The sequence below is a fragment of the Candidatus Sulfotelmatobacter sp. genome, from assembly GCA_035504415.1.
In the GTDB taxonomy this organism is placed as follows: domain Bacteria; phylum Vulcanimicrobiota; class Vulcanimicrobiia; order Vulcanimicrobiales; family Vulcanimicrobiaceae; genus Vulcanimicrobium.
Genome location: DATJRY010000011.1, coordinates 349,336 through 365,067, shown reverse-complemented (window position 1 = coordinate 365,067; position 15,732 = coordinate 349,336). Strand labels below are relative to the sequence as shown.

General features: G+C 68.0%; 12 protein-coding genes. All 12 read left to right on the top strand.

The window, feature by feature from the left end; genetic code table 11:
* Window positions 1-63: 63 nt before the first annotated feature.
* Window positions 64-1,494 (top strand): TRAP transporter substrate-binding protein DctP, encoded by a 1,431-nt coding sequence (dctP, locus tag VMD91_08105; GenBank protein ID HTW84011.1) that lies wholly within the window; start codon window positions 64-66, stop codon window positions 1,492-1,494.
* A gap of 11 nt (window positions 1,495-1,505) precedes the next feature.
* Window positions 1,506-2,774 carry an ABC transporter substrate-binding protein gene (locus VMD91_08100; GenBank protein ID HTW84010.1) on the top strand — a complete coding sequence of 423 codons (1,269 nt, stop codon included), beginning with the start codon at window positions 1,506-1,508 and terminating at the stop codon, window positions 2,772-2,774.
* Window positions 2,762-3,628, top strand: coding sequence for a branched-chain amino acid ABC transporter permease (locus VMD91_08095; GenBank protein ID HTW84009.1), 867 nt, complete (start codon window positions 2,762-2,764; stop codon window positions 3,626-3,628). Before VMD91_08100 ends, VMD91_08095 begins: the two co-directional genes overlap by 13 nt.
* Entirely contained in the window at window positions 3,625-4,617 is a 993-nt protein-coding gene (locus VMD91_08090) for a branched-chain amino acid ABC transporter permease (GenBank protein HTW84008.1), read from the top strand. Before VMD91_08095 ends, VMD91_08090 begins: the two co-directional genes overlap by 4 nt.
* Window positions 4,614-5,363 (top strand): ABC transporter ATP-binding protein, encoded by a 750-nt coding sequence (locus tag VMD91_08085; protein HTW84007.1) that lies wholly within the window; start codon window positions 4,614-4,616, stop codon window positions 5,361-5,363. The genes VMD91_08090 and VMD91_08085 overlap by 4 nt, the downstream gene beginning before the upstream one ends.
* Complete coding sequence (locus tag VMD91_08080) at window positions 5,360-6,079, top strand: ABC transporter ATP-binding protein (protein HTW84006.1); 720 nt, start codon at window positions 5,360-5,362, stop codon at window positions 6,077-6,079. Before VMD91_08085 ends, VMD91_08080 begins: the two co-directional genes overlap by 4 nt.
* Window positions 6,076-8,139 (top strand): hydantoinase/oxoprolinase family protein, encoded by a 2,064-nt coding sequence (locus VMD91_08075; GenBank protein ID HTW84005.1) that lies wholly within the window; start codon window positions 6,076-6,078, stop codon window positions 8,137-8,139. The genes VMD91_08080 and VMD91_08075 overlap by 4 nt, the downstream gene beginning before the upstream one ends.
* A complete protein-coding gene (locus VMD91_08070) occupies window positions 8,139-9,785 on the top strand; it encodes a hydantoinase B/oxoprolinase family protein (GenBank protein ID HTW84004.1) in 1,647 nt (548 codons plus the stop codon). The genes VMD91_08075 and VMD91_08070 overlap by 1 nt, the downstream gene beginning before the upstream one ends.
* On the top strand, window positions 9,782-10,558 hold the full coding sequence (locus VMD91_08065; GenBank protein ID HTW84003.1) for a putative hydro-lyase: 777 nt from the start codon (window positions 9,782-9,784) through the stop codon (window positions 10,556-10,558). The genes VMD91_08070 and VMD91_08065 overlap by 4 nt, the downstream gene beginning before the upstream one ends.
* 64 nt (window positions 10,559-10,622) lie before the next feature.
* The gene (locus VMD91_08060) at window positions 10,623-11,540 is read left to right on the top strand and encodes an EamA family transporter (protein HTW84002.1); all 918 of its coding nucleotides are present in this window, start codon (window positions 10,623-10,625) and stop codon (window positions 11,538-11,540) included.
* A gap of 1,569 nt (window positions 11,541-13,109) precedes the next feature.
* Window positions 13,110-13,616 carry a hypothetical protein gene (locus tag VMD91_08055; protein ID HTW84001.1) on the top strand — a complete coding sequence of 169 codons (507 nt, stop codon included), beginning with the start codon at window positions 13,110-13,112 and terminating at the stop codon, window positions 13,614-13,616.
* A gap of 100 nt (window positions 13,617-13,716) precedes the next feature.
* Complete coding sequence (locus VMD91_08050) at window positions 13,717-14,586, top strand: hypothetical protein (GenBank protein ID HTW84000.1); 870 nt, start codon at window positions 13,717-13,719, stop codon at window positions 14,584-14,586.
* Window positions 14,587-15,732 lie beyond the last annotated feature (1,146 nt).

Here is a 15,732-nt window from a genome sequence, read left to right as displayed (position 1 = left end):
ACGTAGCCGCTTCTCGGCGGTATCGTTGCCTCCACGTCGCACTCCGGCCAGGAGGCAGCTCGTTTGGCAGCCACGCGGTCCGCGCCCTCGCTCCATCCGTCCGACTTTCGGGGCTTCGCCCTGGACGTCGCGGCGCGCGAGCTGGTGCGCGAGTACAACCGCCGGCTGCGCCCGCACGGCCTGAGCTACGTCCCGTACTTCGTTCTCTTGCTGTTGGCGGCGGCCGAGGGCGGCGCCCGGCCGTCCGACCTGGCGGCGGCGCTGCGGCTCGACGGCTCCTCGCTCAGCGGCCACCTCGACAAGCTCGAGGACGCCGGCCTTGCGCAGCGCCGCCCCGACCCGAGCGACAAGCGCGTCATCCGCGTCCACCCGACCGCGCGCACGCGGGCGCTGCTGGCCGAGCTCGAGCCGCTCGGCCGCGCGCTGGCGGCGCTCGAGCCGGACCTGGGGCCGGACGCGTTGGCGCGGGTCGAGCGCGCGGCCCGGCAGACGCCGGCGGCCACCGGCGGACCGCGTCCGCTCGCCCCGCGTCCGCGCGCCGGTTTGGTGACGACGCTGCGCGTGGCGACGCTGACGGTGCCGCGCTCGAACGTCGGCCGCGCGCTGACGCGCTTCGCCGAGCTGGTCGACGAGCGCAGCGGCGGCGCGATCCGCGTCGCGCTGGAATTGCCGTCGCGCGCGCCGGGCGGCGAGGTGCAGACGCTGGTCGATCTGCGCAGCGGCGACCTCGCGCTGGCCTCGGTGACCGCGCCGGTGGCCGGAACGCTGCTGCCCGAGGCGCAGCTGATCGAGCTGCCGTACCTGCTCGACGGCTTCGCGCACGCCGACGCGTTCCTCGACGGACCGTTCGGCGCGCGCGTGCTCGACGGGCTGGCCGACCTCGGGCTGACCGGGCTCGGCTTCGTCGTCAACGGCATGCGATCGCTCACGACGCGCGATCAGGTCGTGCGCGACCCCGACGCGCTGCGCGGCTTGCGGCTGCGCGTGCAGCAGTCGCCGATCAACGTGCACCTCGCCGAAGCGCTGGGCGCGATCGCCGTCCCGTTGCCGTTTCCGCGCCTGGCCGAAGCGCTCGCGGCCGGCGAGATCGACGCCCAAGAGAACGCGCTGGCGAACATCGCCGGGCTCGAGCTGTGGAGCGCGCAGCAGCGGCTGGTGCTGACGCGGCACGCCGTCTCGGCGCACGTGCTGGTGGCCAACGCGGAGCTGCTGGCCGCGCTGGGCTCGGGTGCGCTGCTGGTCGGCGAAGCGATGCGCGACGCGCTCACCGAGCAGCGCGCGGCCGCCGCGCGTCTCGAAGACGAGCTGCTGGCGCAGCTCGCGCAGCGCATGACCGTCGAGTTACTCGACGACGCGCAGCGCGCGCGGTTCGTCGCCGCGACCCGACTCGTGCACGACCGTCTCGCCCGCGCGCTCGGTGACGAACCGCTCGCGCGCGCCATCGCCGCCGCCCAGGCGGCGCGTCCCGTGCTCACTCCCGCCCCCGCCGCCTAAAGGAGGTTCGCTTGCAGGTCCGACGTCTCGCTTTCGTTCTCGCCGCCGCGCTCGTGTTCGCGGCCGTCCCCGGCGCGGGTCTGCGCGCCGCCGATCCGCCCGACATCGTGATCGGCTCGGTGCTCCCGCTGACCGGCGCATCGGCCCAGACCGGTGCGGGGCTGCGCGCAGCGCAGCAGCTGGCCGTCGACCTCGTCAACGGACACGTCACCTATCCGCTGCCGATGGTCGGCCACAGCGGGCTGCCGCGCCTGGGTCACGCGCGCATCCGCATCGTGTTCGCCGACTCGCAGGGCAAGCCCGATCAGGCGCGCGCCGCCGCCGAGCAGCTCATCACCCAGGACCATGCCGTCGCGCTGATCGGCGCCTACATCTCCTCGACGACCGCGACGGCCTCGCAAGTCGCCGAACGCTACGGCGTTCCGTTCCTCAACCCCGACTCGTCGGCGCCCGGTTTGACGACGCGCGGCCTGCACTGGTTCTTCCGCACCACGCCCAACGACGGCACCTTCGCCGAAAACTTCTACCAGTTCTTGGCCGACCTGCAGCGCACGCAGCACGCCGACGTCAAGAAGATCGCGATCGTCGGCGAAGACGGGCTGTTCGGCACCGGTGCGGGCGACGCGGAAGCCGACATCGGCAAGCACCGCGGCTTCGACGTCGTCACCCGCATCGCGTATCCGGCGACGACGACCGAGGTCAACGCCGAGGTGCAGAAGGTCAAGGCCGCCGCTCCCGACGTGATCATGATGGCCTCGTACCTGCCCGACGCGCTGTTGTTCATGCGCGGCTTCAAGGAGCAGGGCGTGCAGCCCAAGGCGATCCTCGCGCAAGACGCCGGTTTCGTTGACCCGGGCTTCATCAAGACGCTCGGCCCCGACGCCGAAGGCGTGTTCACCCGCGAGGTGTTCTCGCTCGACATCAAGCACCGCAACCACGCCGTCCCGCTGATCGACCAGCTGTTCCGCCAGCGCTTCGGCGGCAAGCCGCTCGACGGCAACACCGCGCGCGACTTCATGGGCGTCTTGGTGCTGGCCGACGCGATCGACCGCGCCGGTTCGACCCAGCCGGACGCGATCCGCGGCGCGCTCGCGGCGACCAACATCCCCGGCGACCTCACGCTGATGCCGTGGAAGAGCATCCAGTTCGACGCGACCGGGCAGAACACGGGTGGCCAGGGGATCATCGAACAGATCCAGGACGGCAAGTACGAGACCGTCTGGCCGTTCGACGTCGCGGTCAAGAAGGTCGTGTGGCCGATGCCGGCGTGGAAGCACTGAGCATCCTCGCCCAGCTGATCGTCGCCGGGGTGTTGACGGGACTCGTCTTCGCCCTGGTGTCGGTCGGCCTGACGCTGGTGTACGGCGTGATGGACGTGGTGAACTTCGCCCACGGCGAGTTCCTCATGCTCGCGATGTACGTCGCCGTCGGGCTGGCGCTGATCGGGATCGGCCCGATCGTGGGGCTGCCGCTGGTCGTCATCGCGCTGTTCTTGTTCGGCATCGTCGTCTATCGCGTGTTCGTGCGACGGCTCTTGGCCGGTCCGCCGGAGGCGACGGTGTTCGGTACCTTCGGTTTGCTGGTGCTCATGCAAGGCCTCGCGCAAGCGATCTTCACCAGCGACTACCGCTCGGCGCCCAACCCGCCGTTCCAGGGCACGCTGCACCTGGGCGCGTTCGCGATCCCGCAGGCGACGCTGGTCGAAGGGATCGGCGCGATCGTGCTCACGGCGCTGCTGTTCGCGTTCGTCGAGTTCACCGAGACCGGGCGCGCGATGCGCGCCGTCGCCGAGGACCGCGTCGCGGCGACGCTGATGGGGATCGACGTGCAGCGCATCAACGCGCTCGCGTTCGGGATCGGCGCCGCCTGCGTCGGCGCGGCCGGCTCGCTGCTGCTGCTCTCGAACCCCGCCTATCCGACCGTCGGCGTGCAGTACGCGCTGACCGCGTTCGTCGTCGTCGCGCTGGGTGGGTTCGGCAGCATTCAAGGAGCGCTGGTCGGCGCGGTGCTGATCGGGCTGCTCGAAGTGCTGGGAGGTTTCTACCTCTCGCCCGAGCTGAAGCTGGTCCCGGTCTACCTCGCGTACCTGATCGTCGTGCTGCTGCGGCCGCAAGGGTTGCTCGGGCGGCGATGAGGGGACATCTGTTGGCGCTCGGTTCGATCGTCGTCGTGTCCGTCGCGGCCGCCTTCGGCGTCCACGATCAAGTGACGCTCGAGCTGCTGTTCACCTTCCTGCTGTACGCCGTGCTCGGGCAGTCGTGGAACTGGATCAGCGGCTACGCCGGCAACGTCTCGTTCGGCCACGCCATCTTCTTCGCGTGCGGTGCGTACGCGGCGGCGCTGCTGGTGACGCACGGCTTCTCGCCGTGGCTGGCCTTCCCGGCCGGCGCGCTGACGGCCGTCGTGCTGGCGATCGTGAGCGGTTTCCCGACGCTGGCACTGCGCGGGCACTACTTCTCGATCGCGACGATCGCGGTGGCGGCGCTGGTCGAGACCTTCGTGCACACCTCGTCCTGGCTGAACGGCGCGAACGGGTTCGAGCTGCCGATCCGCAACGGCTGGGCCAACCTGCAGTTCGCTCAGAAGACGAACTACGTGCTGATCGCGCTGGCGCTGTTCGCGCTGGTGCAGCTCGGGACGCTGGCGCTGGAACGCTCGCGGCTGGGCTACTATCTGCGCGCGCTGCGCGCCAATCACGGCGCGGCCGCGTCGGTCGGCATCGACGAGCGGCGCTGGAAGCTGATCGCGTTCGCGTGGTCGGCGGCGATGGCGTCGGCGGCGGGCGTGCTGTACGCGCAGGACACGCTGTTCGTCGATCCGCCCTCGGTCATCGCCTTGTCGGTCTCGATCGACATCGCGCTGATCGGCGTCGTCGGCGGCCTGGGCACGGTGTGGGGACCGGCGGTCGGCGCGCTGATCTACGTCGCGCTGGCCAAGGGCGTCGCGCTGCAGCTCGGCGGCACCGGCAAAGGCTACGACCTGGTGATCTACGGCGCGCTGATCTGCGTCATCGCCGCCTGGCGCCCGCGCGGCATCGTCGGCTCGCTGGTCGACGCGCTGCGCCGCCGGCGCGGCGCGCAGGCGGTCGACGCGTCGCCGGCGATCGCGGAGCGTGCCGCATGAGCGCGCTCTTGGACGTGCGTGGCCTGGGCAAGCGGTTCGGCTCGGTGTGCGCGCTCGACGGCGTCGACCTGACCGTCGAAGAGGGCCGCCTGACCGGGCTGATCGGCCCCAACGGCGCCGGCAAGTCGACCGCCTTCGGCTGCATCGCCGGCGCGCTGAAGCCCAGCGCCGGCAGCGTGCGGTTCCGCGGCCGCGAGATCGCGGGACTGCCCTACTACCGGGTGGCGCGGTTGGGCATCGGGCGCACCTACCAGATCGTGCAGACGTTCGCCGACATGACCGTGCTGGAAGCGGTGACGACCGGCGCGCTACTGCGGCATCCGCGCGTCCCCGACGCGATCGCGCACGCCGCGGAGGTGCTCGACTTCGTCGGGCTGGCCGACAAGCGGTACCGGTTGGGCAGCGCGCTGACGATCGCCGACAAGAAGCGGCTGGAGGTCGCGCGCGCGCTGGCCACCGAGCCGGCGCTGCTGCTGCTCGACGAGGTGATGGCCGGGCTCACGCCGGCCGAGTGCCGCGACGCGGTCGCGCTACTGCGCAGCATCCTCGCGCGCGGGATCACGGTGCTGATGGTCGAGCACGTGATGGAAGTGCTGATGCCGATTGCCGAGCACGTCGTCGTCATCGCCGCCGGCAAGACGATCTTCGCCGGCGACGCGCGCGCCGCGGTGCGCGATCAAGCCGTCGTCGACGCCTACCTGGGTTCGCCGCTGGAGCACGGCGAGATCGCGGACGGCGCGCGGTGAGCCTGCTCGAGATCGACGAGCTGGCCGTGGCGTACGACGGGATGCGCGCGCTGCAGGACGTCTCGCTGCGGGCCGAGGCCGGCAGCGTCGTCGCGCTGGTCGGCGCCAACGGCGCCGGGAAGAGCTCGCTGCTGCGCGCGATCAGCGGTCTGGTGCGGCCGGTGCGCGGAACGATCCGGTTCGACGGCGAGGATCTGACCCGCGTCCCCGCGCATGCGATCGTCAAGCGCGGGATCGCGCACGTCCCCGAAGGACGTCGCGTGTTCTCGTCGGCGACCGTGCGCGACAATCTGTTGCTGGGCGCGTACGTCGACCGCGACCGCGCGCGGCGCGAGGAACGGTTGGCGGCGGCGTTCGCCGCGTTTCCACGCCTGCGCGAACGGCTCGACCAGCGTGCCTCGACGCTCTCGGGCGGCGAGCAGCAGATGCTGGCCATCGCGCGCGGCTCGATGAGCGGTCCGCGGCTGCTCATGCTCGACGAGCCGTCGCTGGGGATCGCGCCGATCCTCATCCCGCAGATCTACGCCGGCATCGCGGCGATCGCCGCCGGCGGCACCGCCGTGCTGCTGGTCGAGCAGAACGTGCGCGAGGCGCTGCGCGCCGCCGACACCGCCTACGTGTTGCAAACCGGCCGCGTCGTGCTGCACGGCCCGGCCCGCGAACTGATCGGAGATCCTCTGGTGCAAGAAGCCTTCCTCGGAATCGGTGCGGCGTGAGCTGGCGGGTCGGGATCGACATCGGCGGGACGTTCACCGATCTGGTCGCCTTGGCCGACGACGGGCGGCTGATCCGGCACAAGATCGCCTCGACGCCGCGCGCGCCGGAAGACGGGCTGCTCGGCGCGCTGGCGGCGCTGCTCGGCGAGGTCGCGCCGCACGAGATCGCGCTGGTGGCGCACGCCTCGACGATCGCCACCAACGCGCTGCTCGGGCAAGTGCACTTGGAGCTGCCGCGCGTCGCGTTCATCACCACCGAGGGCTTTCGCGACGTGCTGGAGATCGGGCGGCAGAACCGCAGCGCGATCTACGACCTCGCGGTAAAGCGACCGAAGCCGCTGGCGCGGCGTGAGGATCGGCTGGTCGTGCGCGAACGGCGCGCGCACGACGGCTCGGTGATCCTGCCGCTCGACCCTCAGAGCGTCGGCCGTGCGCTGGCGGCGGTGCGCGAGCGGGGCATTCGTTCGGTCGCGGTGGGGCTGCTGCACGCCGACGTCGACGGCGAGCACGAACGCGCGATCGGGGAGGCGTTCGCCGAGGTGTTGCCCGACGTCGAGCTGTCGCTCTCGTCGGACGTCGATCCGCAGTATCGCGAGTACGAGCGCTTCTCGACCACCGTCGTCAACGCGGCGCTGGGGCCGATCGTGCGCGCGTATCTCGAGCGGGTGGCGCGCGGCGTGCGCGAGGCGGGCGTGCGCGCGCCGATCTTCGTCATGCGTTCCGACGGCGGGATGGCGGCGCTGGCCGCCGCCGCGAAACGGCCGGCGACGCTGATCGAGAGCGGGCCGGCCAGCGGCGTCATCGGCGCGGCCTACGTCGGCCGCGCGCTCGGGATCGAGCACGTGCTCTCGTTCGACATGGGCGGCACGACGGCCAAGGCGGGGACGATTCGCGGCGGCGTGCCGGAGGTGAGCGCGTCGTTCGAGGCGGCCGGCACGACGCACAGCGGCCGGTCGGTCAAGGGCAGCGGCTATCCGGTGCGTTTCCCGTTCGTCGATCTGGCCGAGGTCAGCGCGGGCGGCGGGACGATCGCGTGGCTCGACGCGGCGGCCACGCTGCGGGTCGGCCCGATCTCCGCCGGTGCCGATCCGGGCCCGGCGTGCTACGGCCGCGGCGAGCAGCCGACGGTCACCGACGCCAACGTCGTGCTGCGCCGGCTCAACCCGAGCGCGCTGCTCGACGGCGCCTTCCCGATCGACGCGTCGCGGTCGCGCGCCGCCGTCGCGTCGGTCGCGGCGCCGCTCGACGGCGACGTCGAGCGGACGGCGGCGGGCATCGTCGCGCTGGTCGACGCCGAGATGGCGAAGGTGCTGCGCATCGTCTCGGTCGAGCGCGGCCACGATCCACGCGACTTCACCCTGCTCGCCTTCGGCGGCGGCGGTCCGCTGCACGCGTGCGCGGTCGCCGCCGACATCGGCGTCGCGCGCATCGTCGTCCCAATGTATCCGGGCGTGTTCTCGGCGTACGGCTTGCTGGCCGCCGACGTGCGCGCCGGCGCGGTCCGCTCGCTGGTCGCACCGGCCGACGCGGAGACGTGGAAGCGCGTGCGCGCGCTGTTCGACGCGCTGGCGAAGGAGACCGACGCCGCGCTCGGCGGGCAGGGCGTGCCCAAGGACGATCGCAGCTTCGTGCGGGAGCTCGACCTGCGCTACGTCGGGCAGTCGACCGAGCTGGCCGTCACCGCGCCGCGCACCATCGAGGAGGCGGTCGAGGCGTTCCACCGGCGGCACGAGCAGCGCTACGGTTTCGCCGCGCGCCGCGATCCGGTCGAGGTCGTCACCGTGCGGGTGACCGGGATCGGCGCGACGCCCAAGCCACGGCTGGTCGCGGCCGCCGCGCCCGCCGCGCGCGCACCCGAGCCGCGCGCGCTGCGCGAGCGGCGCGCGGTGTACGACGGCAGCGCGTTCGTCGACACGCCCGTCTACGCGCGCGCGCACCTGCGGCCCGGCGACGCGTTCGTCGGTCCGGCGGTCGTCGAGCAGTACGATGCGACGACGTACGTCGCGCCGGCCTGGCGCGCGCGCGTCGACGGTTACGGAAACCTGGTGCTGGAGCGCTGATGTCGACCACGACCCTCGATCCGATCACCGCCGAGCTCGTCGCCTCGGCGCTCGTCTACGCCTCGGAAGAGATGGGGATCGCCGTGCGCGACGCCGCCTACTCGCCGAACATCAAAGAGCGGCTCGACCACTCGTGCGCGCTGTTCGACGCGCGGGCGCGACTGGCCGCGCAAGCCGAGCACATCCCCGTCCACCTGGGCTCGCTGCCGTGGGGTCTGCGCCGCACGCTGGCATGGCTGGAAGAGCGTGGGCGCGCGCTGGCGGCCGGCCAGATGATCGTCGTCAACGACCCCTACCTGTCGGGGACGCACCTCAACGACGTGACCGTCATCCGCGCGATCTACGCCGGCGATCGGCTCGTCGGCTACGCCGCCAACAAGGCGCACCACACCGACGTCGGCGGCGCCGTCCCCGGCTCGATGCCGCCCGACGCACGCGACCTTTTCGCCGAGGGCTGCGTCGTCGCGCCGCTGCTGCTGATGGACGGCGACCAGGTGGTCGACTCGACGGTCGATCTGCTGCGCGCCAACTCGCGCACGCCGGAGGCGCGGGTCGGCGACCTGCGCGCGCAGATCGCCGGCAACGTCGTCGGCGAACGCCGCTTCCTCGAGCTGATCGAGCGCTACGGCGTCGAGGTCGTCGAAGCGGCGCTCGACAAGGCGCTGGCGGACGGCGAGCGCCGCACGCGCGCCGCGCTGCGCGCGCTGCCCGACGGCGTCGTCGAGCACAGCGACGTGATGGAAGACGAGCACGGTGAACCGTCGATCGTGCTGCGGGTTCGACTCGAGAAGCGCGGCGACGAGCTCGCGCTCGACTACACGGGCACCGCGCCGCAGGCGAACCTGCCGCTCAACGCCGTCTACGGCGTGACGCTCTCGGGCGCGTACTACGCCATCCGGGCCGTCACCGATCCGCGCATCCCGATGAACGACGGCTCGTTCCGGCCGGTCTCCATCAACGTTCCGGAAGGGACGCTGCTCAACCCGCGCCGCCCGGCGGCGGTCAGCGGCGGCAACGTCGAGACCTCGATGCGCAACGCCGATTTGGTGCTGGGCGCGCTGGCGAAGCTGGCGCCCGGGCGCGTCCCCGCGCAGAGCGGCGGCTCGATGAACAACGTCATGATCGGCGGCCTCGACGGCGCCGGCAACTCGTGGGCGTTCTACGAGACCAACGGCTGCGGGATGGGCGCGCGGCCGGATGCCGACGGAATCGACGGCATCCACGTCCACATGACCAACACGCTCAACACGCCGATCGAAGCGATCGAACGCGGGATGCCGATGCTGATCACCGCTTACGAGTTCGCCGAGACGAGCGCCGGCGACGGGACGTTCCGCGGCGGGTCGGGCCTGGTGCGCGCATTCGCGTTGCGCGAAGGGACCGCGACGGCCTCGTTGTTGGGCGAACGCCACGCGGTCCGACCGCGCGGTGAAGCCGGGGGCGGCGAGGGCGCGACCGGTGCGCACGTCTTCGTCGATCGCGAGGGCAACACGCGCGACCTGCCGGCGAAGACGACCGTCGCGATGGTGCCGGGCGACGCGATCATCGTGCGCACGGCCGGCGGCGGCGGCTTCGGCGATCCGGCGCGACGCGATCCGCACGCGCGCGAACGCGACGTCGCCGACGGGATCGCGGTGGCCGAATGACGGCCGCCGAGGTGCGCGCCGCGGTCCGCCGCGGCGAGATCACCGGCCCGACCGAGCGGCTCGCGCCCGAGCACGTGCAGGCGAACCTGGCCGTCGTGCCGCGCGCGTATGCCGACGAGCTGGCCGACCTATGCGCCCGCAACCCGGTGCCGTGCCCGCTCGTCGAGCCGCCGCTCGCGCCCGGCGCGTACACGTCCCGCTGCGCGCCCGGCGCCGACCTGCGCACCGATCTCGGCCGCTACCGCGTCTGGCGCGAGGGCGAGCTGGTCGCGCAGCCGCGCGACGTGCGCGACCTGTGGAACGACGACCTAGTCGCGTTCCTGATCGGCTGCTCGTTCACGTTCGACCACGCGCTCGACGCGGCCGGCCTGCCGCCGCGCCACTACGCGCTGCACCGCAACGTCCCGATGTACCGCACCCGCGTCCCGCTGGCCGCGGCGGGCCGGCTGCACGGCCCGATGGTCGTGAGCATGCGCCCGTACAAGGCCGACCAGGTCGAACGCGCGCGCGAGGTCACGCGCGCCTTTCGCGTGGGGCACGGCGAGCCGGTGGCCTGGGGCGATCCCGCGCAGCTCGGCATCGCCGACATCATGCGCCCCGAGTACGGCGACCCGCCGGTGCTCGAAGCGGGAGACGTGCCGGTGTTCTGGGGCTGCGGCGTGACGCCGCAGAGCGTCATCGTCGCCAGCAAGCTCCCCTTCGCGATCACCCACGAGCCCGGCCACATGTTCGTCACCGACCTCTTGCACGAGGCGCTGCTCGGGCGGACGTGACGGCGCGGATGCGCGCGCAACGGACGGGGCGCCGCGCGGGTTCGACGGTGCTATGGTAGGCGGCGTGCGAAACGAGAGGATGGGTCCGGTCGAGTGGGCGCTGCTGGCGGTGCTGGCGCTGGTGTGGGGCTCGGCGTTCTTTTTCTACAAGCTGCTCGACCAGGCGCAGCTGCCGCCGTTCACGATCGTCGCCGGCCGCGTCGGCGTCGCCGCTCTGGTGCTGGTGCCGGTCGTGCTCCTCAGCGGGCGACGCCTGCCGACGACGCCGCGCGCGCTGGGCGCTTTCGTCCTGCTGGGGCTGCTCAACAACGTCGTGCCGTTCTCGCTGATCATCGTGAGCGAGAAGCGTCTCGACAGCGGCCTCGCGGCGGTGTTCAACGCGACGACCCCGATCTTCACCGCGCTGATCGCGCAGGTGATGCTGCACGACGAGAAGCTCACCCCCGCGCGCATCGGCGGCATCCTGCTGGGCCTGCTCGGCGTCGTGCTGCTGATGGGCCCGAGCGCGCTGCGCGGCTTCGACCTCACCAGCCTCGCGCAGCTGGCCAGCATCGGCGCCGCGATCTCGTACGCGATCGCGATCGTCTACGCGCGCCGCATTCGCCCGCTCGGCATCGACCCGCTGGTGCTCACCTGCGGCCAGCTCATCGCCGCGACCGCGATCGCGCTGCCGCTCGCGCTCGGCTTGGAGCATCCGCGCGAGCAGCTGACGGCGCTCGCCGCACCGGAATGGTGGGCCTGGCTCGGTCTGGCCATTCCCGGCACCGCGATCGCCTACGTGATCTACTTCCGGATCATGACGACCGCCGGGGCGACCAACGCCGCCTCGGTAACCTTCCTCGCGCCGATCGTGGCGGTGCTGCTCGGCACGCTGGTGCTCGGCGAACACCCCGCGCCGACGACGCTCGCCGGCATGCTGGTGATCTTCGCCGGCCAAGCCGTGCTCGACGGCCGCACAGCGCGGTACCTTGGAGAGCCATGACACAGCAGCCGAGCGATTTGCCGCCCCATGCGGCGCGATGCCCGGAAGCGTGTAATCGGGATCTCGCGCCCTCCAAAGGGTGAGCTTTCCGCCACAGCAGTAACGACATTCGTACGGCGGTTAGCCCGCGCGTACAGGAGGATGACCCGCGGAGAGGGCCAGACGTCAATGTGGTACGCCAATATCCGCGCAAAAATATCTCGTCATCTACTTCTTAGATCGCTCGTGGCGAGCACTGTTGGACGCAGCCGTCTGATTGCTGCGAGACCCTTCGCGACAATGCCGTTGACAACTACATCCATTTGTTGAGTCCAAGCAGACGCGTCGTAGGGCGGTCTCGGAAAGAACTCTAACTTCCCACTATTGTCAACACGTCCAATTGGGTCTCGGCTATTCTTGTTCGGGGCATGGCTCGTCGCACTTACATGCCAATCAAACGCACCAGGGTCCTCATCAAGGAGTCGTCCCAAGGTCTTCGTAAGCTTGGTCAGCTCTTCTTCAGGATCGAGGCAGAAGGCGTCGTAATCGAAGACCGCTGTTCGATGTTCAGGCAGGACCGACGCCGATTCGTAAAAGCGAGCGTAAAGGCGTGCCCGCTCTTCCAGAGATCTTCCGGCCCAGTGGTATCCTGACGCATAGGACTGCGCGAGACTTTGGATGACTCCAGCGGGGTGCCTAGCGCACAATAAGAACACCGAGTCGGGCGGACTTACGCGAAGCGAGTTCGCCACCAACAAATTCCATGGCGAAGCGTCGCAAAATGTGCGCGCACCAGCTTCGCTAGCGCACTTTGTTGCAAAGTGGCGCGCGTGCTCAATCACCTCCTGTACGTATCTCACACGAAGGGGTGACGGGATTCGCCGCATTATAGCCGGTATCACGCTTCGCGTGATATAGAAAGCATGGTATTCTCCGGCGTTGTATATACTTGAAGCGCTCGCGGCGAGACTTCCGGCGAGCGTCGTGCCCGATCGCGGTGAGCCGACGACGAATAAGAAACGCACGCCCATTGAAGCTCCTACTTCGGTCGATCGAGGAATTGTTTTGCTGACACTCGGGCGAATATCTCGCTACTCGCGCTGAAGGCACTTCCCTGCATCGCTCGCAACCCCCGATGGGGTCGTTCGAAAGCTAATGCTTCGGAAAGCGATGAAGCCCAGAGGGCGTCTCAAATGGCGCAGGGCTGGGCCCCGACTTAGCTGGCTAGATGAGAGACCAAGCTCTTACCTGAGCTCCTGATCGGCTCTACAGGGAGGGAAGGGCCGGGCGTTCTCGAAGCGGTGCGGACTTGCTGAGCGTCTACGGGCGTCGTGCTTGGAGGGTGTTCTATGTAAAGATCGGTCATTGCATTTCGTGCATTGGAAGCACGTAACGCGATGGCTTTTTCTATTAACGGATTAGCTTCTGTGCGGAAATTACGGAGGATTTTTGCTCATGGCGGGTATTGGGCCCATCTCTCCTGGCCCTGGCGTTGAATATGTCGCTCAGGGCGTCACCGACTCGACGGGAGGCATCATAGGAACTGATGTCGTCGGGTACTGCGTGCAGGACTCTAATGATCAAGACGTCGTGGACGTATACGACGTCAAGGATACGCTTGTTGGCGAAATCGAGTTCGGTGGCACTAGCGGCCTCACGCTCTATAATTCGAGCGGCGCTGTGATCACGGAGCCGAACGGACCGGCCGCCACAAACGTACTTACGTATCGTGGCTTCACCGCGGCAGAGATTGACACAGCCGTTGAGAACGAGGCCGGAACTACCACTCGGACGTCGCTGAGCGATGCGACCGAAGAGGGTGTCGAAGTAGCACTGGGCCGATTTCTCATTCAATCGTATGAAGCGCAACAGCAGACCGTTGCACTGACCGATGTGTACTCAGCCATGGGGCAATACGCCGGGAGCTTCGGAGTTGATGATGTCAACGGCGTCATCGCTTCGTGGGGTGACGGCGAAGAAGAAGACCTCACTACAGTGGCTGATCAAAGAGGGCGTTTCCGCTTCGGTCCAGTCAACGATAATTCAACAACAGACGGAGTACTCGCAGAGCACATTTCTCGACACGAACTACTATGACAACCTCATCTCGAACGGGATGCTTACGAGCTACGGTGAGGGAAATGTCCTTATAGACGCCGGAGGACAAATAGTCGCGTCCTCCGCGAACCTCACAGCGGTGTTTGGGCGCGATGGTCAATATATGGGCGCGTTCGGTATCGATCCATCAACGGGCCAGTCTGCTTACTGGACTAGTACGGGCGCCGAGCAAACCGGCTTGACGGAAAGTCAGGTTAATGCGTGGGTCACGTGGGCGCAGCAGCAATCGACTAGCGGTCAGCTTAGTTTTATCTCGGGACCAATCGATCCTACCGTCGATGATACCGACGAGGAGGGTTTCAGTGTTCAGGACGCGGATGGCGCGCAGTTTTATGTCAGCAATGAAGTTACCGTCGCTTATGACGGTTATTCAAGCTACAACGCAGACGACATCGACCAGCTTATGGAGCAAGACGAAGCGCAGGAAGCGGTCGATGGCGATACCGGTGATGACGGCGATCCGTACGATGCCGCAATGGGGACCGTGCCGAGCCAAACCGAGGCTGACGGTGTCGGCCCAGACGACGAGACAAGTCTACGCGAGATTGTCGGAAACGATTTAAACAATTTAACCGACAACGGATTATATCCTGGAGAACCGAATGGCGACGACGCATTTGCGGACATTTACTCAGACGTCATCTCGAATGGCTATCGAGTGACGGGTACATACGACGTACCGAACGGAGAAGCGATGACTGTAGTGGATCCGGATAATCCCGCGTATACGTTTACGATCTCCGCTAGCAATAGCGCCGTCGACATCTCAGTCGACTGGTATGGCAACGAGGTTACCGATTTCGAGTTGCAAAATATTGAGACGGGCCCGGGATTTGCAATGGATGGACAAAACTGGTATGTAGCCTGGCGCGAAGCCGGAATGCCGCAAGGCGCGTGGATTCCATGGAAAACCGTTCCGGGCTCGGAGCTTGGACCTGAGCCGCAGTGAGGAAAGCAAGCGCGTGGTGGCTTGGTGCGTCGGCACTACTCATCGGAATCATGCTAACGGCCGCAGTCTTGAGACCAGCAGAATCGCGAAGGGTGGACGCTCGTGATGACTTGCATCTTGACTACACTTGGTGGAAGCGAACGCCGACAGACACCCGACTTGCCGTGATCGAGGCTGCTGAGGTCGCCGCGCGAGTCTCAGCGGAGCGTTACTATGAGCTCGGCCGGACCGACGCGGTTGCTACAGCAGAAAGTGCGATTACACCCGGCCATTTGTCGCCCAACAATGTAGCTATCGCGATAGCAAATATGCCCACGACCCGCAAGCTTCCCACCTTCTCTCGGTCGCTGAGGTACTACGCGACCGCGATATCGGCGTTTTATGAGCAACATCCGGCCGAGCGGCACTACGATTTTCTTCGTCCGCTTCTCTCGTGTCTGCCGGACGAGCCCTTGCGGCCATGCGCGCAGCTGTAATTATTCGTATGATCAGTAGGTCGCGAAGTGCCGGTACGGTACACAAGCAAAGCTCCAGGGCCCGGGCGATAGATAACGTTCGAGGAAGGTTCGACGCGGCGCGCAGGTTATCGAGCGTCGATCTTTCGAGCGTTCTCCGCTTCCGATACCTTATCGGCCAGTTCATTCAGCGCATTAATGGATCTAGGAACGTAGTTGCGACCCGTCGAGACTTAATGCGCCTTTGTACCGCGGCTGCTTACGCCGAACGGCTTGATACATCGATGCATATGAGCGACCTGTTGCCTAGGATTCATGGCATTGCCTTAGGTTCGCGGCGCCCGTCGTCACTTCGCAATGCTGAGGCGGCGTGTCGAGCACGGTATCGTGATGGAACCAGCCGTATCTGGAAGATTAAGGTCTCACCGAAGCAGATTGGGGCGAGCCTAGCAAGAATCGACAGTATCTTGCGACGTGACGAAGACCTAGATCCATTCGCTCGAGCCGTCCTGACATACTACGAGATTCTTCACACCCATCCGTTCCCTGATGGAAATGGGCGCGTGGCGCGGTTGCTCCTCGGGCGATATCTGGGCGACCTTTTCGTCCAGGGGATTCCCATGGACCTCACATTCGCAATGAGGGGGTCAATGAAGCGTTACAACGCTCTCTTAAATGCTGACAGATCCCC

Bases quoted from the DNA above. Each gene is read 5' to 3' on its own strand.
- VMD91_08090 (HTW84008.1), top strand. From the start codon at position 3,625: ATGAGGGGACATCTGTTGGCGCTCGGTTCGATCGTCGTCGTGTCCGTC.
- VMD91_08085 (HTW84007.1), top strand. From the start codon at position 4,614: ATGAGCGCGCTCTTGGACGTGCGTGGCCTGGGCAAGCGGTTCGGCTCG.
- VMD91_08070 (HTW84004.1), top strand. From the start codon at position 8,139: ATGTCGACCACGACCCTCGATCCGATCACCGCCGAGCTCGTCGCCTCG.
- VMD91_08065 (HTW84003.1), top strand. From the start codon at position 9,782: ATGACGGCCGCCGAGGTGCGCGCCGCGGTCCGCCGCGGCGAGATCACC.